This is a genomic window from Stenotrophomonas sp. YJH_SMC_8 (assembly GCF_059371315.1).
Genome location: NZ_JCAFUL010000005.1, coordinates 76761 through 98260, shown reverse-complemented (window position 1 = coordinate 98260; position 21500 = coordinate 76761). Strand labels below are relative to the sequence as shown.

Below are 21500 nucleotides of genomic sequence, written 5' to 3'. Positions count from 1 at the left end.
CCCTTTCCGATGCACAACCGCGGCGCCGGGGATGGCGCCGCGCGGGACCCAAGCAATGCTCGAATTTCCACGCTGGAAGTACGTCGTCATCCTGATCGTACTGGCGCTCAGCGCGCTGTACGCGCTGCCCAACATCTACCAGAAGGACCCGGCCGTCCAGATCACCGCCAACCGTGGCGGGCAGGTCGACGACGCGCTGCGCGACCGTGTGCTGGCCGACCTGAAGAAGGCCGGTGTGGACACCCTCGGTGCCGAGAAGGAAGGGGAGAGCCTGATCGTCCGCCTGCCGGACCTGAAGGCGCAGTCCGCCGCCAGCGACGCCCTGCGTGACACCGTCGGCGAGAAGTACACCGTGGCCCTGAACCTGGCCTCGACCGTGCCGGACTGGCTGGCCAACCTCGGCGGTCGCCCGATGGTGCTGGGCCTGGACCTGCAGGGTGGCGTGCACTTCGTGCTGCAGGTCGACCAGAAGGCCGCCCTGGACAAGCGCCTGGACGCCTACACCGAAGACGTGCGCAGCACCCTGCGTGACGCGCGCATCGCGTACCAGTCGGTGGAGCGCCGCGCGGACAACAGCATCGTGGCCAACCTGAGCCCGTCCGCCGGTGATGACGCCGCGCAGCGTGCCCGTACGGCCCTGGTCAAGGCGCAGCCGACGCTCGGCTACGACGTCAGCGGCAACCGCATCACGGTCACCGTGCCGGAGACCGAGATCGCGCAGATCGCCAATGGCGCCATCGAGCAGAACATCAACACCCTGCGCAACCGCGTGAACCAGCTCGGCGTGGCCGAGCCGATCATCCAGCGCCAGGGTGCCGACCGCGTGGTCGTGCAGCTGCCGGGCGTGCAGGACACTGCCGAAGCCAAGCGCATGATCGGCGCCACTGCCACCCTGGAATACCGTGCGGTGGTCGAGGGCAATGCGCAGGACGCCATCAACTCCGGCCGCATCCCGCCGGAAGCGAAGGTCTACCAGCGCCGTGACGGTGGTGGTCCGATCCTGCTGAACAAGCGCGTGATCGTCACCGGCGACCAGATGGTCGGCGCGCAGGCGGTGACCGACTCCAACAGCGGTGCACCGGCGGTCAGCGTGACGCTGAACAACGTCGGCGGCCAGCGCATGTTCGATTTCACCAGCGCCAACGTGAACAAGCCGATGGCGGTGGTATACACCGAACGCGTGCCGACCGTGACCATGGTTGACGGCCAGGAAGTGCGTGGTTTCAAGGTCAACGAGGAAGTGATCTCGGTGGCCAACATCAACGGCGTGTTCGGCAAGAACTTCCAGACCACCGGCCTGCAGAAGAAGGAAGCCGATGACTTGGCCAAGCTGCTGAAGTCGGGCTCGCTGGCCGCACCGATGGACTTCGTCGAAGAGCGCGTGGTCGGCCCGAGCCTGGGCGCCGAGAACGTCAAGAACGGCATGCGCGCGGTGGTGTTCGCGTTCCTGTTCACCCTGGTGTTCTTCAGCGTGTACTACCGCATGTTCGGTGTGATCACCTCGGCAGCGATGCTGTTCAACCTGCTGATCGTAGTGGCGGTGATGTCGCTGTTCGGCGCCACCATGACCCTGCCGGGTTTCGCCGGCCTGGCGTTGTCGGTGGGCTTGTCGGTGGATGCCAACGTGCTGATCAACGAGCGTATCCGTGAAGAGCTGCGTGCCGGCGTGCCGGGCAAGACCGCGATCGTGACCGGCTACGAGCGTGCCTCGGGCACCATCCTCGACGCCAACCTGACCGGCCTGATCGTCGGTGTGGCGCTGTTCGCATTCGGTACCGGTCCGCTGAAGGGCTTCGCGCTGACCATGATCATCGGTATTTTCGCCTCCATGTTCACCGCGATCACCGTGTCGCGTGCGCTGGCGACGCTGATCTACGGCCGTCGCAAGAAGCTCCAGAACGTGGCCATCTGACGGGACGACACGCACAATGAAACTGTTTCCGCTGCACATCCTCCCGAACGACACCAAGATCGACTTCATGCGCTGGCGCCATGTCGCCATGGCAGTCACCATCGTGGTGTTCCTGGCCTCGATTGCCATCATCGGCATCAAGGGCTTCAACTACGCGCTGGACTTCACCGGCGGCACCCTGATCGAAGCCCGCTTCGACAAAGCGGTGGACGTCGAGCAGGTCCGCAACAAGCTCGAGCAGAATGGCTTCGAAGGCGCCCAGGTACAGAGCGTCGGTGGCAACACCGACCTGCTGATCCGCCTGGCCCCGCACGGTGAGCATGCGCCGGGTACCGGTGACGCCGCCGCCGAGGACAAGGCCACTGCCGCCGCAGTGGTGAAGGCGCTGTCTTCGGCCGACAACCAGGCCACCGTGCTGCGCAACGAGTTCGTGGGTCCGCAGATCGGCAAGGACCTGGCGATGAATGGCCTGTACGCCACCATCTTCATGCTGGCCGGCTTCCTGATCTACATCGCGGTGCGCTTCGAATGGAAGTTCGCGGTCACCGCCAGCATCGTGGCGATGTTCGACCTGATCGTGACGGTGGCTTACGTGTCCCTGCTGGGCCGTGAGTTCGACCTGACCGTGCTGGCCGGCCTGCTGTCGGTGATGGGCTTTGCGATCAACGACATCATCGTGGTCTTCGACCGCGTCCGCGAGAACTTCCGCAGCCTGCGCGTGGACTCGATGGAGGTGCTGAACCGTTCGATCAACCAGACGCTGTCGCGTACGGTGATCACCGCGGTGATGTTCTTCCTGTCGGCACTGGCGCTGTACATGTACGGCGGCAGCTCGATGGAAGGCCTGGCCGAGACGCACATGATCGGTGCGGTGATCGTGGTGCTGTCCTCGATCCTGGTGGCGGTGCCGATGCTGACGATTGGCTTCCTGCGCGTGAGCAAGCAGGATCTGCTGCCGAAGGCAAAGGACGTCGAGGCCCTGGCCCGTCGCCCGTAATTGCCTGCTGCATGCAGCACATAGAGAACCCCGCGCAAGCGGGGTTTTTTGTTGGCAGGGCTGCGCCCTGCACCCGCCGAGGCAACAGCAATAGCAACGGCAACATCAACAGCGTGCATTCCTTGGGATGGCGGGGCGGTGTCGGAGTGCGGGGACGCCGTAAACCCGTCCATGGGGGCTTGGCAGCCGCTTGCTCGTGTGCGCAGTCCTGCGCACACGGCAAGACCGGGGTTGGGCGTCCTGCCCAACCCGCCCGAGGCATGCCTCGGGCCCATGCGGCTGACACCCCGCACTCCGACACCGCCCCACCGTTGACAGATTCCTGCGGCTGTTGGTGGGTGTCGACCTTGGTCGACACATCTGTCAGATATCGAGCAATCAAGATGGGGTCAGATCCGTTTTCCTCCGGAAAACGGATCTGACCCCAAGAGCTGTTCCGACAGATCGCGGAAAACTGTCGAAGGCGGGGTGGGTCCAGTGGCAGGGGTGTGAGCCGCATGGATGCGGCGACCAAGCCCCCATGGATGGGTTCACGGCGTCCCCTGCCACTGGACCCACCCCGCCATCCCTCAGGAACCGGCTTTGGCTGTTGCCTCGGCTCCGGCCGTTGCCTCTGCGGGTGCAGGGTGCAACCCTGCAAAACAAACACCACCCTACGCCAGCGTCGGTTGTGCATTCGGCCCCCGCGCACTACGATCCTGCGGTTCGCGCGCGCAGGCGCGCGCCCGTATTCCTGCTGAGCGCCCCGTGCGCCGCATCTGCCAACCCGAGGTATCCATGGTCATCAAACCGCGCGTCCGCGGCTTCATCTGCGTCACCACCCACCCGACCGGCTGCGAAGCCGCGGTCAAACAGCAGATCGACTACATCCGCGCGCGTCCGCCCATCCAGAACGGCCCCAAGCGCGTGCTGGTCATCGGTGCCTCCACCGGTTACGGACTGGCCGCGCGCATCACCGCCGCGTTCGGCAGCGGTGCCGCAACCCTGGGCATCTTCTTCGAGCGACCGGGCACCGAATCCAAGCCAGGCACCGCCGGCTGGTACAACTCGGCCGCGTTCCACAAGTTCGCCGACGAAGCCGGCCTGTACGCCAAGAGCATCAACGGCGACGCCTTCTCCGATGAAGTGAAGGCCAGGACCATCGAGATGATCAAGGCCGATCTGGGCCAGGTCGACCAGGTCGTCTACAGCCTGGCCGCGCCGCGCCGCAAGCACCCGAAGACCGGTGAAATCATCAGCTCCACGCTGAAGCCGATCGGTGAGCCGATCACCCTGCGTGGCCTGGATACCGACAAGGAAGTGCTGACCGAGACCCACCTGCAGCCTGCCACCCCGGAAGAAATCGCCGGCACCGTTGCAGTGATGGGTGGTGAGGACTGGCAGATGTGGATCGATGCGCTGGCCGATGCCGGCGTGCTGGCCAACGGCTGCACCACCACCGCCTTCACCTATGTGGGCGAAGAGATCACCCAGGCGATCTACTGGAACGGTTCCATCGGCGCCGCCAAGAAGGACCTGGACACCAAGGTGCTGGGCCTGCGCGAAAAACTGGCGAAAATCGGCGGCGACGCGCGCGTGTCGGTGCTGAAGGCCGTGGTCACCCAGGCCAGCTCGGCCATTCCGACCATGCCGCTGTACCTGTCGCTGCTGTTCAAGGTGATGAAGGAAAAGGGCACCCACGAAGGCTGCATCGAGCAGCTCGACGTGCTGTACGACATCCTCTACGGCGGCAAGGCCGACGGCGTGGCGATCGATCGCCTGCGCCACGACCTGGTCGATGGCGAGGGCCACACCGTTGCGCTGGTCGATGAGGAAGGCCGCCTGCGTGCCGACTACAAGGAAATGGCGGCGGACGTGCAGGGCAAGGTGGTCGCGCTGTGGCCGCAGGTGACCAACGAGAACCTGTACGAGATCAGCGACCTGGCCGGCTACAAGGCTGACTTCCTGCGCCTGTTCGGCTTTGGCGTGGAGGGTGTCGACTACGAGGCCGACGTCAACCCGGACGTGAAGATCGACAACCTGGTCGACATGACCTGATCAATGAAAAGGCCGGCGAAAGCCGGCCTTTTTGTTTGTGTAGAGCCGAGCCATGCTCGGCTGCTCGTCGCTTGAGTCCCGCAGCCGAGCATGGCTCGGCTCTACAGAGGGGCATCACCCGAACTCGAACCCCATCTCCGGCAGCGCCGGGCCGACGAAGTCGCCCTGCACGTAGTCCACGCCGGCACTGAACAGCAGGGTCATCGAATTGGCATCGCTGACGAACTCGGCGATGGTGCGGATGCCGGCTTCCTGCGCCCGTGCGGTGATCTGGCTGATACGGTCGATGTTCTCGCGGGTGGCCGCCAGGTCGCTGGTGAAACCGCGGTCCAGCTTGAGGAACTGCGGCTGGAAGTGGGCCAGCAGCTGGAACGAGTCCAATCCCGAACCAAACTGTTCCAGGCCGATGCGGCAGCCCAGCGGTGCTACTTCGGCAAGGAACTGCTGCGCACTGCGCAGGTGGGTGAACACCTTCGCTTCCGGCGCATGCAGCCACAGTCGTTCACCGGGTACACCCTGCGCCTGCAGTTCGCGCCGCAGGGTGGCGATCATCTGCGGGTCGTCGAACGACTCCGGCGTCACTTTCACCAGCACCTGGGTGGCATGGCCCTCGCGGGCGCGCTGGCCGAGCACTGCGATCGCCTGTGAAACCACCCAGCGGTTGATCTCCGCCAGCAGGCCGTACTCCTCGGCGATGCCCAGGAACGCGGTCGGGCTCAGCAGTTCGCCATTGTGCTCCAGGCGCAGGTAGGCCTCGTACAGCTCCAGCGGCTCGCCCTGCAGGTTCAGCACCGGCTGGTAGTGCAGCTGGAAGCCGTCGCCGGCCAGTGCTTCACGGATACGGGTGACCCAGCGCAGCACGCGCTCTTCCTCGACGCGGTCGGCCGCGGCCGGGTCGAAGATGCGGCAGGTATTGCCCAGTTCGGCGGCGGCATGCGTGCACTCGCTGGCGCGTGCGAGCACCTGGCCGATGCTGGCGATCTTCTCGCCCACCTGTACGCCACCGATGCTGACCGTCACCGTGGCCGAGCGCGCACCGATGCTGAACACATGCGCTGCATATGCTTCGCGGATGCGCTCGGCCAGTGCCACGGTCTGTGCGTAGGGCCCGGCCTGCAGCACGGCGAAATTGTGTTCGCCGAAGCGGGCCAGCTGGGCCTGCTGGCCGACCACCTCGGCCAGCAGGGCGGCCAGGGCGCCGATCAGGGTGTCGGCCGATGCCAGGCCGATGTCCGGCAACAGGCGCGCATAGTGGTCCGGCTCGATCAGCAGCAGGCCGAACTGGCCTTCGCTGCGGCCGGCCTGGGCCACCGCGCTTTCCAGCTGCAGCATGAAGGTCGGGCGGTTGAGCAGGCCCGTGACCTGGTCGCGCTGGCGCAGGTCCTCCACTTCGCGGGCCAGCTCCGGATCGAATTCCATGCGGCGGCGAAGCACCACCTGCAGGCAGGATTCGCCTTCGTAGGTGGCCGCGGTGAATTCCATGGTTGCCGCGAACGTGCTGCCATCCTCATGGCGGGCATCGAGCTGGTACTGCGGTGGCGGCGCCTCGCCACGGCTGAGGCCCTTCAGCAGCTGCTTGAAGCCCTCCACGTGCTGGGCTGCGACCATGTCCAGCAGCGAAATGCCTTCGATGTCGTCGAAGTGCTCGTAGCCGAACATCTCCAGGTAGGCGTCGTTGGCGCGGATGTGCATGCCTTCATGCACGTAGGCGATGGGGTCGCGCGAGGAGGCGATCAGCGCATCGCAGCGGCGCTCGGTCTCACGCATCTGCGCCTCGATGCGGCGCAGGCCGCGACGGGCCTGCAGGTCCACCCATTGGTCGCGGACCACGGCCAACAGATGTTCGGAGCGCTGGCGCAGGGCGAGGGCACGGATGCCGTGGCTGCTGGCCTGCACCAGCTCGTCCTCGTCGATGCGCTCGGCCAGCAGTACCAGCGGGATGTCCTTGCCACTGGCGGCGATGTGCTGGGCCACCAGCGGCAGCGGTATGCCCTGCGAGGGCGACGCCAGCACCAGGTCGATGGCCTGGCTGGACAGCACCTGGGACAGCTCGGCCGTATCCTGCGGCCTCCACGGGCGTACCGCGATGCCGCTGTTGCGCAGGGTGCTGACAATGGCTTCGGCGTTTTCGCCGCTGTCATCGACGATCAGCAGGCGGATGGTGATGTCGTTCGCGTTCTGCATGCACTGGTCCCCAATCTGCGAATCTAGATACACGATGCGCGGCGAACCGTCCATGCGCGCACCCCTTGCGCGCATCGAACGGCGATCTGGTTCACACCACGCCACCGGCCGCGTGGCCGCTGGCCCAGGCCCACTGGAAGTTGTAACCACCCAGCCAGCCGGTCACGTCCAGCACCTCGCCAACGAAATGCAGGCCCGGCACGCGCTTGGATTCCATCGTCGAGGACGAGACCTCGGCGGTATCCACGCCGCCCAAGGTGACTTCGGCAGTGCGGTAACCCTCGGTGCCGCTGGCCACCAGCGGGAACGCGCCCAGCAGCTGCGCGGCCTGGCGCAGCACCGGCTCGTCCAGCTGGCGCACGGGCCGGTCGGGCAGCCAGTGCTCGCACAGGCGCTGCGCCAGTCGCTTGGGCAGCACCTCACCCAGTACCGTGCGCAGCTCGGCGGCCGGGCGCTCGCGCTTCATCTGGCGCAGCCACTCGCCAGCATCCTGGCCGGGCAGCAGGTCCAGCTCCAGCGCATCGCCGGGTTGCCAGAACGAGGAGATCTGCAGGATCGCCGGGCCGCTCACGCCGCGATGGGTCAGCAGCATGAAGTTCTGGAAGCGCTTGCCGTTGCAACGTGCCTCGATCGGCAGGGCGACACCACTCAGATCGGCCAGCCGCTCCTGGTGCTTGCCGCTGAGCGTCAGCGGCACCAGGCCTGCGCGGGTTGGCAGCACCTGGTGGCCGAACTGGCGCGCGATCTCGTAGCCGAAGCCGGTCGCGCCCATGCTCGGAATCGACAGGCCGCCAGTGGCCACCACCAGCGAGGCGCAATGGAACAAGCCATGCGTGGTGTGCAGGCGGAAGCCATCGCTGCAGTGCTCGATGCGCTGCACGGCACAGTCGGTGCGGATCCGCGCGCCCGCGGCCTGGCATTCGTCCACCAGCATCTTCACGATCTGCTTGGACGAGACGTCGCAGAACAGCTGGCCCAGCTCTTTTTCGTGATAGGCGATGCCGTGCTTGCTGACCAGCTCGATGAAGTGCCAGGGCGTGTAGCGCGCCAGCGCCGACTTGCAGAAGTGCGGGTTGGCCGACAGGAAGTTGGCCGGGGTGGTGCCGGTGTTGGTGAAGTTGCAGCGGCCACCGCCGGACATCAGGATCTTCTTGCCGACCTTGTTGGCATGGTCGATCACCTGCACCTGGCGGCCGCGCTGGCCAGCCGTGATCGCGGTCATCAGCCCGGCCGCGCCGGCGCCGATGACCACCACGTCGCAGCGGATCGTGCTCATGCCTTGGCGCGCTTGCGCCAGTTCGGGATCACGTCGAGCTGCATCTGATCGTTGAGCAGCTGCACTTCACCGTCCTGGATCAGCACGCTCCAGCGCATCGCGCGCTGGACCTGCTGGCCCCAGCGTTCGACGAATTCACCGTCCAGATCAACCACCGACAGGTTGTCGAAGCGCGCCAGGCCCTTGCCCTGCTTGCCCCACCAGATGTCCGAGGCGTTGCCGCCGTAATTGATCACCTGCACCTGGCGGCTGCGGTTGCTGGCCTTGCGGATGCGGGATTCGTCGGGATGACCCAGGTCGATCCACTGCAGGATGTCGCCGGTGTAGTCGTGTTCCCACAGGTCCGGCTCATCGTCGGTGCTCAGGCCACGGCCGAACTCCAGGCGGTCTCCCGCATTGAGCGCGAAGGCGAGCAGGCGCACCATCAATCGTTCGTCGGTCTCGGACGGGTGCTGGGCCAGGGTCAGGTTATGGGTCGCGTAGTAACCGCGATCCATGTCGCTGATCTGCAGTTCGGCCTTGCGGATGGTGGCGGTAAGAGCCATGGGGGATCCGTGGACTAAAGACGACAATGATAGAGGTTTGCTCCTGGGGTGTCCGTTGCGGGGCTGTCTGCCGGACGTCAACGTGGCACGCTTGCACGCTTTCCCCGCCGCAGGAATGGATCCGATGACCCTGCCCAGCCGTCTGCAGCTGCCACCCGGCCACTGGCCCAGCCTGCTCGAAGGCCTGTGCGCACGTTTCCCGCGCATCGACCGTGCGCAGTGGCAGGATCGCTTCGCGCGTGGCCGCGTGCAGGACGTGCAGGGCAGGGCGCTGTCGCCGGACATGCCCTGGCAGGCGGGGCTGGAGATCCAGTACTTCCGCGAGGTGGCCGACGAGCCGGTGATTCCCTTCGCCGAGACCATCCTGCACCTGGATGAGCACCTGCTGGTGGCCGACAAGCCGCACTTCCTGCCAGTGACGCCGGCCGGCAGCTACGTGCGCGAAACCCTGCTGGCGCGCCTGATCGCACGCACGGGCAATACCGGGCTGGTACCGCTGCATCGGCTGGACAGGCTGACCGCTGGCCTGGTGCTGTTCTCGACGCAGGCGGCTACGCGCGATGCCTACCAGCGGTTGTTCCGCGAGCGCCGCATTGAAAAGACCTATGAGGCGCTGGCACCGGCGCTGCCCGGACTGGCGTTCCCGCTGCGGCGGCACAGCCGGCTCGCGCCGGGCGAGCCGTTCTTCCGCATGGCCGAAGTGCCGGGCGAGCCCAATGCGCGCAGCCTGATCGAGCCGATCGAGGCCGAGGGGCCGATCTGGCGCTACCGGTTGAAGCCGGAAACCGGCCGCAAGCACCAGTTGCGCGTACACATGGCCGCGCTGGGCGCGCCGATCGAGGGCGATGACCTTTACCCGCAGCTGCAGTCGCGGCCGGAGGGCAGCGCCGAGCCACCGCTGCAGCTGCTGGCACAGGCGCTGGCCTTCGATGACCCACTCACCGGGGAGCCGCGGCGGTTCAGCAGCCAACGGCGCCTGCGCCGAATGGACCAGGGCGGCTAGCGCGGGTCAGCGGGCCGGGCGCCGCGCCAGCCAGCGGTCCAGCTCGGCGGCGAACAGCTGCCGGTCGCGCGGTCCCAGCGGAGGCGGTCCTCCGGTCTGCACCCCGGCGCCGCGCAGCTCCTCCATGAAATTGCGCATCGACAGGCGCTCGGCCATGTTGTTCGGCGTGTACAGCTGGCCGCGCGGGTTCAGCGCCACGGCCTTCTTCTCCAGCACCAGTGCGGCCAGCGGGATGTCCTGGGTGACTACCAGGTCGCCGGCAGCCACCCGTTCGACGATGGCACTGTCGGCCACGTCCAGGCCCTGCGGCACCTGGATCGAGCGCAGCCAGCGCGATGGCGGTGTGCGGATCCACTGGTTGGCGACCAGAGTCAGCTCGATCCCGACCCGTTCAGCGGCCCGGAACAGGATGTCGCGAATGACGGTGGGGCAGGCATCCGCGTCCACCCAGATGCGCGGGGGGGCGGGTTCAGCTTGGGTTTCAGCTTCAGTCATTTACCCAGTGTAGGGTAGGAAAAACCTGAATGGGGACTCGGGTTTAGCCCTGATCGGCTGCCAGCCCTTGCCACGCCTAGCGGGCGGGGTCTGCCCATGAACGTCCGGGCTATCGCTTTTTGCAGAAAACACGCGTATCGTTCGTCCCACTGTGTTTGCTAGGGTCACCGTGAATCGTGGCCTGGTGCAGTTGATCTCACGATCCGCTCATCGATCCGCTTTACCAACGCCTGCAACTCAGTCTCGGCCCCGATACCCGGTGGCTGCGATTTTTTCAACATGTGTTTCAGGAGTTAGTCAAATGTCTGATCGTCAGACCGGCACCGTCAAGTGGTTCAACGACGCCAAGGGCTTCGGCTTCATCACCCCGGAAAGCGGCCCGGACCTGTTTGTGCACTTCCGTGCCATCCAGGGCACCGGCTTCAAGACCCTGCAGGAAGGCCAGAAGGTTACCTTCATCGCCGTCCAGGGTCAGAAGGGTATGCAGGCTGACCAGGTGCAGGCGGTCTAATCCGTCTGCTACCGTTTGGTAGCCAGAACGCCGGAAGCGAAAGCTTCCGGCGTTTTTTGTTGCCCGCTGTTCTGTAGCGTCGAGCCATGCTCGACTGCTCTCAAAGGCAGTCGAGCATGGCTCGACTCTACATGGGGCATGCAGCCATCACGGTACGATGTGGGCTTCCCCAAGGATCGTCCCCATGCGCATCGTCCACCATCTGGAAAACTCCCGTTCCCTGCGCGTGCTGTGGATGCTGGAGGAGCTGGGGCTGGACTACGAGCTTCGCCGCTATCCGCGCGATCCCAAGACGCTGCTGGCACCGGCGGAGCTTCGCAACGTGCATCCGCTGGGCAAGTCGCCGGTGCTGCAGGATGGCGAACTGGTGCTGGCCGAGTCCGGTGCCATCCTCGACTACCTCGCGGATCGCTATGACACCCAGCGCCAGCTGTCGCCGTCACCGATGCCGGCCGATGGCGCAGAGCGCATCGCCTACCGCTATTGGCTGCACTACGCCGAAGGCTCGGCGATGCCGCCGCTGCTGCTGACCCTGGTGATGGGCCGCATCCGCAACGCGCCGATGCCGTTCTTCGCGCGCCCGATCGCGCGCAGCATCGCCGACAAGGCCGAGCGCGGCTTCATCGGTCCGCAGCGGCGCCTGCACCTGGACTGGATGGAGCGCCGCCTGGCCGAAAGCCCGTGGTTCGCGGGTGAGCGGTTCAGCGCAGCCGACATCCAGATGAGCTTCCCGATCCAGGCCGCGGCCGCACGGGGTGGTGGCCTCGACGACAAGCCGGCGCTGCGTGGCTTCCTCAAGCGCATCAGCGAGCGGCCGGCCTACCAGCGCGCCGAAGCCCACGGCGGGCATCTGCAGGCGCTCAGCGGCAATTGAGGAGGGCGGCGGTCGCCCCCATCTTCAACGCCATGGATACCGACAGCCCCCGTTTCGACAACCGCCTGCTGCATGCCCTGCCGGGTGATTCAGAATCCGGCCCGCGCCGCCGCGAAGTACTGGGCGCCGCCTGGTCGCCGGTGATGCCGACGCCGGTGGCAGCCCCCACGCTGCTGGCCTGGTCGCCGGACGTTGCCACGATGCTCGGCTTCGACACCACCGAGGTCGAGAGCGAAGGCTTTGCGCGTGTGTTCGGCGGCAACGCGCTGTACGCCGGCATGCAGCCGTGGGCAGCCAATTACGGCGGCCATCAGTTCGGCCAATGGGCCGGGCAGCTCGGCGACGGCCGCGCGATCTCGCTGGGCGAACTGGTCGCACCCGATGGCCGTCATTGGGAGCTGCAGCTGAAGGGGGCGGGCCCCACGCCGTATTCGCGTGGCGCCGATGGTCGCGCAGTGCTGCGCTCATCGATCCGCGAATTCCTGTGCAGCGAAGCGATGCATCACCTGGGCGTGCCGACCACGCGTACGCTGTCGCTGGTCGGCACCGGCGAAGACGTGGTGCGCGACATGTTCTATGACGGCCACCCGCGTGCCGAGCCCGGCGCGATCGTTTGCCGGGTATCGCCCTCGTTCCTGCGCTTTGGTTCATTCGAGTTGCCAGCGTCACGCGGCGAAACCGCGCTGCTTCAGCAGTTGGTCGACGCCTGCATCGCCCGCGACTTCCCGGAGCTCGAAGGGCAGGGTGAGGCGCTGTACGGCGACTGGTTTGCGCAGATCGCGGTGCGCACCGCCGAGATGATCGCGCACTGGATGCGCGTCGGCTTCGTGCATGGCGTGATGAACACCGACAACCTGTCCGTGCTCGGCCTGACGTTGGACTACGGCCCCTATGGCTGGGTCGAGGACTTCGATCCGGACTGGACACCGAACACCACCGATGCCCAAGGCCGGCGCTATCGCTTCGGTACACAGCCGCAGGTGGCGTACTGGAACCTGAGCCGATTGGCACAGGCGTTGTCACCGTTGTTTGCCGATGTCGAACCGTTGCAGGCAGGATTGGCCGCGTACCAGTCCACGTTCGTCGCCTGCACCCGTCGCGATGCCGCAGCCAAGCTCGGCCTGGCTGCGGCGGATGATGAAGACCTGCAGCTCTACCTGCGCTGGCAGCAGCTGATGCAGGACGGCGCGATGGACATGACCCTGGCCTGGCGCGCGCTGATGCGCATCGATCCAGCGGCACCGGACGCAACGGTGCTGGACGCGGTGTACTACGACGAGGCACGCCAGCAGTCGGTGCAGGCACCGTTGCAGCAGTGGCTGCAGGATTACGCAGCGCGGCTGCGCGTGGATCCGCTGTCGGCCAGCGAGCGCACGGCGAAGATGGCCGCGGCCAATCCGCTGTACGTGCTGCGCAACTGGCTGGCGCAGGAGGCCATCGATCGCGCCGAACAGGGCGACCTCGGCGGTGTTCATGCGTTGCAGGATGTACTGCGTGATCCATACACCGAGCGTGCCGGGCTCGAGCACTTTGCCGGCAAGCGCCCGGCCTGGGCCGACAACCGCGCCGGCTGCTCGATGCTGTCCTGCAGTTCCTGAGAGTGGGGTTCGGCAGGGCTGCGCCCTGCACCCGCAGAGGCAACAGCCGAAGCCAAAGCGGCTCTGGATTGCTGATGGTCTGGCGGGGCGGTGTGGGGCTGCAGGACACGCCGTAAACCCGTCCCTGGGGGCTCGATGGCGCCATCCATGGCGCCAACGGTCCTGCAGCCCCACACCGCCCCACCTCCGACAGATTCCCGCTGCTGTGGGAAGGTGTCGACCTTGGTCGACACGGTAGATCCACGCCATGCGTGGATGCTCTTCGTTCAATTCTCGAAATATTCGATTTCGACGGAGATTCATCCACGCATGGCGTGGATCTACGACAGATCGCAGGAACCTGTCGAAGGCGGGGTGGGTCCGGTTGCGGGGGCGTGAGCCGCATGGATGCGGCGACCGAGCTTACATGGATGTACTTGCAGCGGCCCCCGCAACCGGACCCACCCCGCCATCCCTCGGAATGCGGCTTTTGCTTTCGCTTTTGCTTGCGCGGTGGCCTCTGCAGGTGCCGGGCGCAGCCCTGCCGAACACCCCCAACAGGCAGCCGGCGCCCGGAACAGGTACCCTATGCCGCCATCAGATAGCCAACGTGACATGACCGACGCCCTCGTCGCTCCGCAGTGGGCCTCCCGCCTGCGCGACATCGCCGACTTCCCCAAGCCCGGCATCCTCTTCAAGGACATCATGCCGCTGCTCGCCCACGGCGAGGACTTCCGCGGTGCCATCACCGCGATGGCCGACCGTTGGCGCGACCAGAAGCTGGACGCGGTGGTGGGCATCGAATCGCGTGGCTTCATCCTTGGCGCCGCGATGGCGCTGGAGCTGGGCGTGGGCTTCGTGCCGGTGCGCAAGCCGGGCAAGCTGCCTGGCCAGGTGCTGCGCGAGGAATACACGCTGGAATACCGCAGCGACTGCATCGAAGTGCATGCCGATGCGCTGCCGGCCGGCGCGCGCGTGGCGATCATCGATGACGTGCTGGCCACCGGCGGCACGCTGGTCGCTGCCTTGTCGCTGGTGCGCCGCCTGGGCGTTGACGTGGTCGGCGCCGGTGTACTGGTCGAACTCGACGGCCTTGGCGGCCGTGCGCGCTGGGAAGCGGACCTGCCGCTGCACACCGAACTGGTGTTCTGAGTCTGTCGCCGGGCGTGGCCCGGCGCTACACACGGCATGCAGGTAGCGCCGGGCCATGCCCGGCGACCACCTTGCCAATCACATCATCCGCACGCGGAAGCGACGGCCCTTGATCTTGCCGGCTTCCAGCTTTGCCACGGCCTTGTTGGCCTGCTCACGCGCGATCGCCACGTAGGAACGGGTCGGGAAGATCGCGATCTTGCCGATGAACTTGCTCGACAGGCCGGCGTCGCCGGTCAGTGCACCGAGGATGTCGCCCGGGCGCAGCTTGTCGGTCTTGCCACCGTCGATGCGCAGCGTGCGCATCGCGGCCTGCGGCAGCTCGGCCGGGCGCGCGGTCGCCAACGGCGTCTTCTGCCAATCCAGCGGTTGCCCCATCTGCGCTTCGATGGCTTCGGCGCGGGTCTTTTCGCGGCCGGCCACCAGGCTGATCGCCAGGCCACTGGCACCGGCACGGCCGGTACGGCCCACGCGGTGCTGGTAGCTCTCCACGTCGGTCGGCAACTCGTAGTTGATCACCGCGGCCAGTTCTTCCACGTCCAGGCCACGTGCGGCCACGTCGCTGGCGACCAGTACGTTGCAGCTGCGGTTGGCCAGCAACAGCAAGACTTCCTCGCGGTCGCGCTGCTCCATGTCGCCGTGCAGGGCGAGTGCGGAGAAGCCGAACTGCTGCAGCGAGTTCGCCACTTCGTCCACGTCCTTGCGGGTGTTGCAGAACACCACCGCCGATTCCGGCGTGTACTTCAGCAGCAGGCCGGCCAGCGCCTTCTGGCGGTGCGCCGGTTCCACTTCGCAGAACATGTGGCGGATGGCCGGTGCCTGGTCGGCGCCTTCCACGGTCACTTCCACCGCATCGCGCAGCAGGTCACGCGCCATGGCGCGGATGCTGTCGGGGAAGGTGGCGGAGAACAGCAGGCTCTGGCGGTCCTTGTGGGTGCGGCCGGCGATCTCGCGGATCGGCTCCTCGAAGCCCATGTCGAGCATGCGGTCGGCCTCATCAAGTACCAGCGTGCGCACCGCGCCAAGATTCAGCGCGCGCTTGCGCGCCAGTTCCTGCACGCGGCCGGGGGTACCGACCACCACGTGCGGGTCATGGCCTTCCAGGGATGCCAGCTGTGGGCCGAGCGGCACGCCGCCCACCAGCAGCAACAGCTTCAGGTTGGGGATGCCGGTGGCCAGCTTGCGGATCTGCTTGCCGACCTGGTCGGCCAGTTCGCGGGTCGGGCACAGCACCAACGCCTGCACGCGGATCAGGCTGGGGTCGATGGACTGCAGCAGGCCCAGGCCGAAGGCGGCGGTCTTGCCGCTGCCGGTCGGCGCCTGTGCGATCACATCGCGGCCATCGAGGATGGCCGGCAGGCTCTGCGCCTGCACGGGGGTGAGAGTGGTGTAGCCGAGGGCATCCAGGCCGGGCTGCAGGGCCGGGCTCAGCGGCAGGGTCGAGAAGTCAGTCATGGCGCATTGTACCTGCCTGCGCGGCCGGTCCTGCTCCGGGGCCTTCATCCACGCATGGCGTGGATCTACGGGTGGGTGCCGACCGTTGGTCGGCACTGCCCTCAGCCCAGCACCGCCAGCACGCCCTGGTGAATCGCCAGGCCACCGAACAGCAGCCAGGCGAACAGGATCAGCGCCAGCAGCAGCGGCTTCAGGCCCGCCTGGCGCAGCGCCGAGACGTGGGTGGTCAGGCCCAGCGCGGCCATCGCCATCGCCAGCAGTACGGTGTCCAGCTGCACCAGCCCCGCCTGCAGGCCGGCCGGCAGCAGATGCAGCGAGTTGAACCCGGCCACCGCCACGAAACCGAACGCGAACCACGGCACCACGATGCGCGCCTTGTTGCCGTTGGCGCTGGCCTTGCCGCTACGCGCCAGCCACAGCGACAACGCGATCAGGAACGGCGCCAGCAGCATCACCCGCACCATCTTGGTGATCACCGCGGTATCGGCGGCGGCTTCGTTCACCGCACGGCCGGCGGCCACCACCTGCGCCACTTCGTGCACCGTCGCACCGGTGAACAGGCCGTACTGCCGCGCGTCCATCGCCAGCCAGCCGTGCGATTGCACCAGCGCGTACAACGCCGGATACAGGAACATCGCCAGCGTGCCGAACACCACCACCGTAGAGACCGCCACCGTCACCTGCGCCGCACGGCCACGCACCACCGGTTCGGCGGCCATCACGGCCGCTGCGCCGCAGATTGCGCTGCCGGCGCCGATCAGCATCGCAGCCTCGCGTTCCATCTTGAACACGCGCACGCCCAGCCAGCAGGCCAGGCCGAAGGTGCTGGCAACCACCAGCACGTCCATCAGCACGCCGCTGACACCGACATGTCCGATGTCCTGGAAGGTCAGGCGCAGGCCGTACAGCACGATGCCGGCGCGCAGCAGCCAGTGCTTGGAGAAACCAACACCGGCCGCGCTGCTCGGTGCCAGCCGCGGATAGAAGGTGTTGCCGACCACGATGCCGGCCACGATGGCCACGGTCAGTGCGCTCAGGCCATGCGCCTGCAGCCAGGGCAGCTCGGCCAGGTACAGCGACGCCGCCGCGACCAGGCCGACCAGCAGCAGGCCGGGCAGGCGCGGCTGCCAGCGCTGGCGCAGGGCGGGCAGGGACCAGGGGGAGAGGGCGGGGGCGTTCATGGCAGGGGCAGGGCTGGAGGGATGGGGCAAGCGTGCGCCTCAGACGATGACCTGTAAAACGAATAATATGGGTGAAACCTACCCATCTAGAAGGTAAGCGCCATGCGCCTGACCTTGCGCCAGCTGCAGGTCTTCGTCGCCATCGCCGATCACGGCAGCACCACCGCTGCGGGCCAGGCCATCGCGCTTTCGCAGTCGGCCAGCAGCGCCGCCCTGCAGGAGCTGGAGGCACACTTCGGGACCCCGCTGTTCGACCGCATCGGCCGCCGCCTGGCGCTGAACGGGCACGGCCGCGCGCTGCTGGAGCCTGCCCGCACGCTGCTGGTCAACGCCGCCGACCTGGAGCGGCAGCTGGCCGCAGGCGGCGACCCGGCGCAGGGCGCACCGCTGCGGCTGGTACTGGCGGCCAGTACCACCATCGGCAACTACCTGCTGCCACCGCGCATCGCCGAGCTGCTGCGCCAGGCGCCGCAGGCCGAGGTTGATCTGCGCATCGACAACAGTGCCGGCGTTGTCGCCGCCGTGCAGCGCTTGGACGTCGACGCCGGCCTGATTGAAGGCCCCTGCCACGAACGTGGCCTGCAGGTCGCGGCCTGGCAGCAGGATCCGCTGGTGATCGTCGCTGCCGCCGATGCCCCCGCGCGCTGGTCACTGGATGAACTGCGCCGCGCCCGCTGGCTGCTGCGTGAGCCCGGCTCCGGCACCCGCGAGGCGGTGGAGCAGGCGTTGTTGCCGCATCTGCGTGGCTTCGCCCAGACCCTGCAGCTGGGCAATACCGAAGCGATCAAGCAGGCCGCGATCGCCGGCCTCGGCCTGGCCTGTCTGTCGCGCCACGCGCTGGAAGAACCCTTGGCCCTCGGCCGCCTGCGCGTGCTCGAGACCCCGCTGCCCGACCTGCAGCGCACCCTGTGGCTGGTGCGCCACCCCGGCAAGCACTGGCTGCCGGGCCTGCAGGCGTTGTTGGGGGAGGTGGGGTAATTCATCAGATTCCCATGTGTCGACCAAGGTCGACACCCACCAGAGCAGAATGCCGTCACGGCAGATCGCAGGAAATTGTCGAAGGCGGGGTGGGTCCGGTTGCGGGGGCGTGAGCCGCATGGATGCGGCGACCGAGCTTACATGGACGTACTTGCAGCGTCCCCCGCAACCGGACCCATCCCGCCATCCCACAGGAAACCAGCTTTTGACGTTGCTTTGGCTGCGGCCGTTGCCTCTGCGGGTGCCGGGTGCAACCCGGCCGACGCCCCCAACCCGTACAATATGCGGATGCCTCTGATTACTCTGCAGAACGTCGACTTCAGCGTCGGCGGCCCGTTGTTGCTGGAAAAGGCCGAACTGTCGATCGAGCCGGGCGAACGCATCGCCCTGATCGGCCGCAACGGCGCCGGCAAATCCACCCTGCTCAAGCTGCTGTCCGGCGACCACAAGCCCGATGACGGTGAAGTACGCGTGCAGCAGGGCGTGCGCGTCACCCGCCTGGAGCAGGAGGTGCCTCACGGCGCCGCCGGCTCGGTGTTCGACGTCGTCGCCGATGGCCTCGGCGAACTGGGCCAGTGGCTGGCCGAATTCCACCACCTCAGCCATGCCGAGGTGTTCGATGGCGAAGCCCTCGGCAATGTGCAGGCCAAGATCGATGCCGCCAACGGCTGGGGCCTGGACCAGCGCGTCAGCGAAACCCTGACCAAGCTCGACCTCGACGGCGAGGCCGAGTTCGGCCGCCTGTCCGGCGGCATGAAGCGCCGCGTGCTGCTCGCCCGTGCACTGGTCTCCAGCCCGGATGTGCTGCTGCTGGACGAACCGACCAACCATCTGGACATCGAAGCCATCGACTGGCTCGAGGCGTTCCTGAAGGGCTGGAGCGGCAGCGTGGTGTTCGTCACCCATGATCGCCGCTTCCTGCGTGCACTGGCCACCCGCATCGTCGAGATCGACCGCGGCCAGGTCACCAGCTGGCCGGGCGACTGGGCCAACTACGAGCGCCGCCGCGAGGAACGCCTCAACGCGCAGGCGCAGGAAAACGCGCGCTTCGACAAGCTGCTGGCGCAGGAAGAAGTGTGGATCCGCCAGGGCATCAAGGCCCGCCGCACCCGCGACGAAGGCCGCGTGCGCCGCCTGAAGGCGATGCGCACCGAGCGTTCGCAGCGCCGCGATCTCAGTGGCAACGTCAAGATGGAAGCCGCGCAGGGCGTCAGCTCCGGCAAGAAGGTCATCGACGTCAAGGACATTTCGTTCGCCTTCGGCGAGCGCACCATGGTCCGCGACTTCACCACCACCATCCTGCGTGGCGACCGCATCGGCCTGATCGGCCCCAACGGCAGCGGCAAGACCACGCTGCTGAAGCTGCTGCTGGGCGAGCTGCAGCCGGCCAAGGGCGAGGTCAACGCCGGTACCAATCTGCAGATCGCCTACTTCGATCAGTACCGTGCGGTGCTGCGCGAGGACTGGAGCGCGATCGAGAACGTGGCCGAAGGCCGCGATTTCCTCGAGTTCAACGGCAAGCGCAAGCACGTGCATGCCTACCTGCAGGACTTCATGTTTACCCCGGAACGTGCGCGTGCGCCGATCACCCGCCTGTCCGGCGGCGAGCGCAACCGCCTGCTGCTGGCCAAGCTGTTCGCGCAGCCGTCCAACCTGCTGGTGATGGACGAACCGACCAACGACCTGGACGTGGAAACGCTGGAGCTGCTGGAAGAGCTGCTGGGCGAGTACACCGGCACGCTGCTGCTGGTCAGCCACGATCGTGACTTCATCGACAACGTGGTGACCTCCACGCTGGTGATGGAAGGCGATGGCGTGATCGGCGAGTACGTGGGTGGTTACAGCGACTGGCAGCGTTATGCGGCCAGCATCGCAGCGCCTGCCGCGGCCCCTGCGGCCAAGCCGGCGGTCGCTGCACCTGCCGCGCCGGCAGCTGCTCAGGCGGCACCCAAGCGCAAGCTGGCCTACAAGGAAGCACGCGAACTGGAGCAGCTGCCGAAGACCATCGAAAAGCTGGAAGGCGATGTCGAAGGGCTGACCTCGGCGATGAACGACCCGTCGTTCTACACCCGCAGCAGCGCCGAAGTGACCGCGCACACCCAGCAGCTGGCCAAGGTGCAGGCCGAGCTGGATGCCGCGTACGCGCGCTGGGAAGAACTGGAAGGCTGAGTCTGCCGGGTTCATGCGGACCAGCGGTCCGCACCTACCAATGCGGGTGTCTGGTAGATCCACGCCATGCGTGGATGGGGGCACCCGTGCGGACCTAGGTCCGCACCCACCAAAGCGGATTCCGCACCCACCGGGGGGGGGCAGCGGTCATTTAACCCCGTGCAGATCCCGCAGCTGGCTCGGCCGGCTGCCGAAATACGCCGCCAGATCGGCGATGTCCTGATCGCTCAGGTCCTTCGCCTGCGGCGTCATCAGCATGTGCTGGCGGTCACCGGCGCGGTAGGCCTGCAGCGCGTGCGCCAGGTAGTCGCCGTACTGCCCACCGAGCTTCGGATAGGTTGGGTCGATCGGCGCATTGCCGTCGGCCCCGTGGCAGTCGATGCAGCTCTGGTTGGTGGCCTTGCCCTTCACCTTGGCGCGGGCTTCGCCGGCGGCCTCGCGGCCTGCAGGCAGGCCAGCCGAAGAGGAAGAGCCGTGTTCGCCGCTGGCATGGCCCGGGTCGGCGGCGGATTTCTCGCTGTTTTCCACCTGCGACTGCGAACAGGCGGCCAGCAGCAGGGCAACGGACAGGGCGATGGCATGACGCATCGGATGCGCGGCTTTCGACATGGGCGGGCCTTACTTGACGGTGGACAGGTAAACAGAGAGATCGGCGATCTCCTGTTCGCTGAAGCTCATCGACTGCGCCTGCATCGTCGGATGCCGGCGCTTGCCCTGGCGGTACTCGGTCAGGGCCTGGGCCAGGTACTGCTGGGTCTGGCCGCCGATCTTCGGCACCCGGTAGCTGGGGTAGGCGTTCTTGTAGCCGGTGATGCCGTGGCACCCCTGGCAGGTGTAGGCCAGCACGCGGCCATTGTCGAAGTTGCCGGTGGGCGCGGCAGGCGCCGGCGCAGCGGCAGCAGCCGGGGCCGGAGCGGGTGTGGCAGGAGCAGGAGCGGGCTGTGCGGCGGCCCCAAGGGGCAGGAGGACGGCCAGAGCGAGACAAGCGGCGAGCGGCTGCGGGCGCATGGTGTCGTTTCCGGGGATTCGGGTCTGGTCGTTCCGGCGTGGGGTACGGAACGACCCGAGTATAGCCTCAGGTTTCATCTAGCTGAAATGGGGTCGGTCCGACCGGTGGCGTGAAGGCACCATGACCTTTGGGATATGGTGTGGCC

18 protein-coding genes are annotated in these 21500 nt (G+C 67.0%); 10 read left to right on the top strand and 8 right to left on the bottom strand.

Going from position 1 to position 21500, the window contains the following annotated elements; translation table 11 throughout:
* The first annotated feature begins 55 nt into the window (after nucleotides 1–55).
* From secD to fabV, 3 genes are all read left to right on the top strand, one after another.
* A complete protein-coding gene (gene secD, locus AC5P88_RS07820; protein WP_181358245.1) occupies nucleotides 56–1912 on the top strand; it encodes a protein translocase subunit SecD in 1857 nt (618 codons plus the stop codon).
* 16 nt (nucleotides 1913–1928) lie between these two features.
* Complete coding sequence (gene secF / locus AC5P88_RS07815; protein ID WP_033834415.1) at nucleotides 1929–2909, top strand: protein translocase subunit SecF; 981 nt, start codon at nucleotides 1929–1931, stop codon at nucleotides 2907–2909.
* A gap of 777 nt (nucleotides 2910–3686) precedes the next feature.
* A complete protein-coding gene (gene fabV, locus AC5P88_RS07810) occupies nucleotides 3687–4946 on the top strand; it encodes an enoyl-ACP reductase FabV (protein ID WP_495224752.1) in 1260 nt (419 codons plus the stop codon).
* Nucleotides 4947–5060: 114 nt separating this feature from the next.
* On the opposite strand, the gene AC5P88_RS07805 is transcribed toward fabV, so the two are convergent.
* The 3 genes from AC5P88_RS07805 to AC5P88_RS07795 all read right to left on the bottom strand — a co-directional run bounded on the left by AC5P88_RS07805 (nucleotide 5061) and on the right by AC5P88_RS07795 (nucleotide 8951).
* Nucleotides 5061–7130 (bottom strand): EAL domain-containing response regulator, encoded by a 2070-nt coding sequence (locus tag AC5P88_RS07805; RefSeq protein WP_495224751.1) that lies wholly within the window; start codon nucleotides 7128–7130, stop codon nucleotides 5061–5063.
* Nucleotides 7131–7221: 91 nt separating this feature from the next.
* Nucleotides 7222–8406 (bottom strand): BaiN/RdsA family NAD(P)/FAD-dependent oxidoreductase, encoded by a 1185-nt coding sequence (locus tag AC5P88_RS07800; protein ID WP_495224750.1) that lies wholly within the window; start codon nucleotides 8404–8406, stop codon nucleotides 7222–7224.
* A complete protein-coding gene (locus AC5P88_RS07795; RefSeq protein WP_106551293.1) occupies nucleotides 8403–8951 on the bottom strand; it encodes a YaeQ family protein in 549 nt (182 codons plus the stop codon). The genes AC5P88_RS07800 and AC5P88_RS07795 overlap by 4 nt, the downstream gene beginning before the upstream one ends.
* Nucleotides 8952–9075: 124 nt before the next feature.
* Here AC5P88_RS07795 and AC5P88_RS07790 point away from each other — a divergent pair, with 124 nt between their 5' ends.
* A complete protein-coding gene (locus AC5P88_RS07790) occupies nucleotides 9076–9954 on the top strand; it encodes a pseudouridine synthase (protein WP_495224749.1) in 879 nt (292 codons plus the stop codon).
* A 6-nt stretch (nucleotides 9955–9960) separates the two neighbouring features.
* Here AC5P88_RS07790 and AC5P88_RS07785 read toward each other — a convergent pair whose 3' ends face one another.
* Nucleotides 9961–10449: a YaiI/YqxD family protein gene (locus tag AC5P88_RS07785; protein ID WP_495224748.1), complete on the bottom strand. Its 489-nt coding sequence runs from the start codon at nucleotides 10447–10449 to the stop codon at nucleotides 9961–9963.
* Between the two features lie 301 nt (nucleotides 10450–10750).
* On the opposite strand from AC5P88_RS07785, the gene AC5P88_RS07780 reads away from it, so the two are divergent.
* The 4 genes from AC5P88_RS07780 (at nucleotide 10751) to AC5P88_RS07765 (ending at nucleotide 14563) form a co-directional block, all read left to right on the top strand.
* Nucleotides 10751–10960, top strand: coding sequence for a cold-shock protein (locus AC5P88_RS07780; RefSeq protein WP_004153307.1), 210 nt, complete (start codon nucleotides 10751–10753; stop codon nucleotides 10958–10960).
* A 184-nt stretch (nucleotides 10961–11144) separates the two neighbouring features.
* Entirely contained in the window at nucleotides 11145–11834 is a 690-nt protein-coding gene (locus AC5P88_RS07775) for a glutathione S-transferase family protein (RefSeq protein ID WP_495224747.1), read from the top strand.
* A gap of 32 nt (nucleotides 11835–11866) precedes the next feature.
* Nucleotides 11867–13432: a protein adenylyltransferase SelO gene (locus tag AC5P88_RS07770; protein ID WP_495224746.1), complete on the top strand. Its 1566-nt coding sequence runs from the start codon at nucleotides 11867–11869 to the stop codon at nucleotides 13430–13432.
* A 594-nt stretch (nucleotides 13433–14026) separates the two neighbouring features.
* A complete protein-coding gene (locus tag AC5P88_RS07765) occupies nucleotides 14027–14563 on the top strand; it encodes an adenine phosphoribosyltransferase (RefSeq protein ID WP_049457836.1) in 537 nt (178 codons plus the stop codon).
* A 78-nt stretch (nucleotides 14564–14641) separates the two neighbouring features.
* Here the strand turns inward: AC5P88_RS07765 and dbpA are convergent, their stop codons facing one another.
* Together dbpA and AC5P88_RS07755 are read right to left on the bottom strand one after the other, a co-directional pair.
* Nucleotides 14642–16018 (bottom strand): ATP-dependent RNA helicase DbpA, encoded by a 1377-nt coding sequence (gene dbpA, locus AC5P88_RS07760; protein ID WP_106551413.1) that lies wholly within the window; start codon nucleotides 16016–16018, stop codon nucleotides 14642–14644.
* A 101-nt stretch (nucleotides 16019–16119) separates the two neighbouring features.
* Nucleotides 16120–17199, bottom strand: a complete 1080-nt coding sequence (locus AC5P88_RS07755) for a YeiH family protein (RefSeq protein ID WP_495224745.1) — start codon at nucleotides 17197–17199, stop codon at nucleotides 16120–16122.
* Nucleotides 17200–17301: 102 nt separating this feature from the next.
* Here AC5P88_RS07755 and AC5P88_RS07750 point away from each other — a divergent pair, with 102 nt between their 5' ends.
* The gene (locus AC5P88_RS07750) at nucleotides 17302–18177 is read left to right on the top strand and encodes a LysR family transcriptional regulator (RefSeq protein ID WP_495224744.1); all 876 of its coding nucleotides are present in this window, start codon (nucleotides 17302–17304) and stop codon (nucleotides 18175–18177) included.
* A gap of 288 nt (nucleotides 18178–18465) precedes the next feature.
* On the top strand, nucleotides 18466–20346 hold the full coding sequence (locus AC5P88_RS07745; RefSeq protein WP_111112401.1) for an ATP-binding cassette domain-containing protein: 1881 nt from the start codon (nucleotides 18466–18468) through the stop codon (nucleotides 20344–20346).
* 147 nt (nucleotides 20347–20493) lie between these two features.
* Here AC5P88_RS07745 and AC5P88_RS07740 read toward each other — a convergent pair whose 3' ends face one another.
* On the bottom strand, nucleotides 20494–20955 hold the full coding sequence (locus AC5P88_RS07740) for a c-type cytochrome (protein WP_019661289.1): 462 nt from the start codon (nucleotides 20953–20955) through the stop codon (nucleotides 20494–20496).
* A 9-nt stretch (nucleotides 20956–20964) separates the two neighbouring features.
* Nucleotides 20965–21354 (bottom strand): c-type cytochrome, encoded by a 390-nt coding sequence (locus tag AC5P88_RS07735; RefSeq protein WP_111112400.1) that lies wholly within the window; start codon nucleotides 21352–21354, stop codon nucleotides 20965–20967.
* Nucleotides 21355–21500 lie beyond the last annotated feature (146 nt).

Coding starts and splice junctions, on each gene's coding strand:
- AC5P88_RS07775 (WP_495224747.1), top strand. CDS start 11,145: ATGCGCATCGTCCACCATCTGGAAAACTCCCGTTCCCTGCGCGTGCTG.
- AC5P88_RS07765 (WP_049457836.1), top strand. CDS start 14,027: ATGACCGACGCCCTCGTCGCTCCGCAGTGGGCCTCCCGCCTGCGCGAC.
- AC5P88_RS07795 (WP_106551293.1), bottom strand. CDS start 8,951: ATGGCTCTTACCGCCACCATCCGCAAGGCCGAACTGCAGATCAGCGAC.
- AC5P88_RS07805 (WP_495224751.1), bottom strand. CDS start 7,130: ATGCAGAACGCGAACGACATCACCATCCGCCTGCTGATCGTCGATGAC.
- AC5P88_RS07755 (WP_495224745.1), bottom strand. CDS start 17,199: ATGAACGCCCCCGCCCTCTCCCCCTGGTCCCTGCCCGCCCTGCGCCAG.
- AC5P88_RS07750 (WP_495224744.1), top strand. CDS start 17,302: ATGCGCCTGACCTTGCGCCAGCTGCAGGTCTTCGTCGCCATCGCCGAT.
- AC5P88_RS07790 (WP_495224749.1), top strand. CDS start 9,076: ATGACCCTGCCCAGCCGTCTGCAGCTGCCACCCGGCCACTGGCCCAGC.
- AC5P88_RS07770 (WP_495224746.1), top strand. CDS start 11,867: ATGGATACCGACAGCCCCCGTTTCGACAACCGCCTGCTGCATGCCCTG.
- AC5P88_RS07785 (WP_495224748.1), bottom strand. CDS start 10,449: ATGACTGAAGCTGAAACCCAAGCTGAACCCGCCCCCCCGCGCATCTGG.
- fabV (WP_495224752.1), top strand. CDS start 3,687: ATGGTCATCAAACCGCGCGTCCGCGGCTTCATCTGCGTCACCACCCAC.
- dbpA (WP_106551413.1), bottom strand. CDS start 16,018: ATGACTGACTTCTCGACCCTGCCGCTGAGCCCGGCCCTGCAGCCCGGC.
- secF (WP_033834415.1), top strand. CDS start 1,929: ATGAAACTGTTTCCGCTGCACATCCTCCCGAACGACACCAAGATCGAC.
- secD (WP_181358245.1), top strand. CDS start 56: ATGCTCGAATTTCCACGCTGGAAGTACGTCGTCATCCTGATCGTACTG.
- AC5P88_RS07745 (WP_111112401.1), top strand. CDS start 18,466: ATGCCTCTGATTACTCTGCAGAACGTCGACTTCAGCGTCGGCGGCCCG.
- AC5P88_RS07740 (WP_019661289.1), bottom strand. CDS start 20,955: ATGTCGAAAGCCGCGCATCCGATGCGTCATGCCATCGCCCTGTCCGTT.
- AC5P88_RS07735 (WP_111112400.1), bottom strand. CDS start 21,354: ATGCGCCCGCAGCCGCTCGCCGCTTGTCTCGCTCTGGCCGTCCTCCTG.
- AC5P88_RS07800 (WP_495224750.1), bottom strand. CDS start 8,406: ATGAGCACGATCCGCTGCGACGTGGTGGTCATCGGCGCCGGCGCGGCC.
- AC5P88_RS07780 (WP_004153307.1), top strand. CDS start 10,751: ATGTCTGATCGTCAGACCGGCACCGTCAAGTGGTTCAACGACGCCAAG.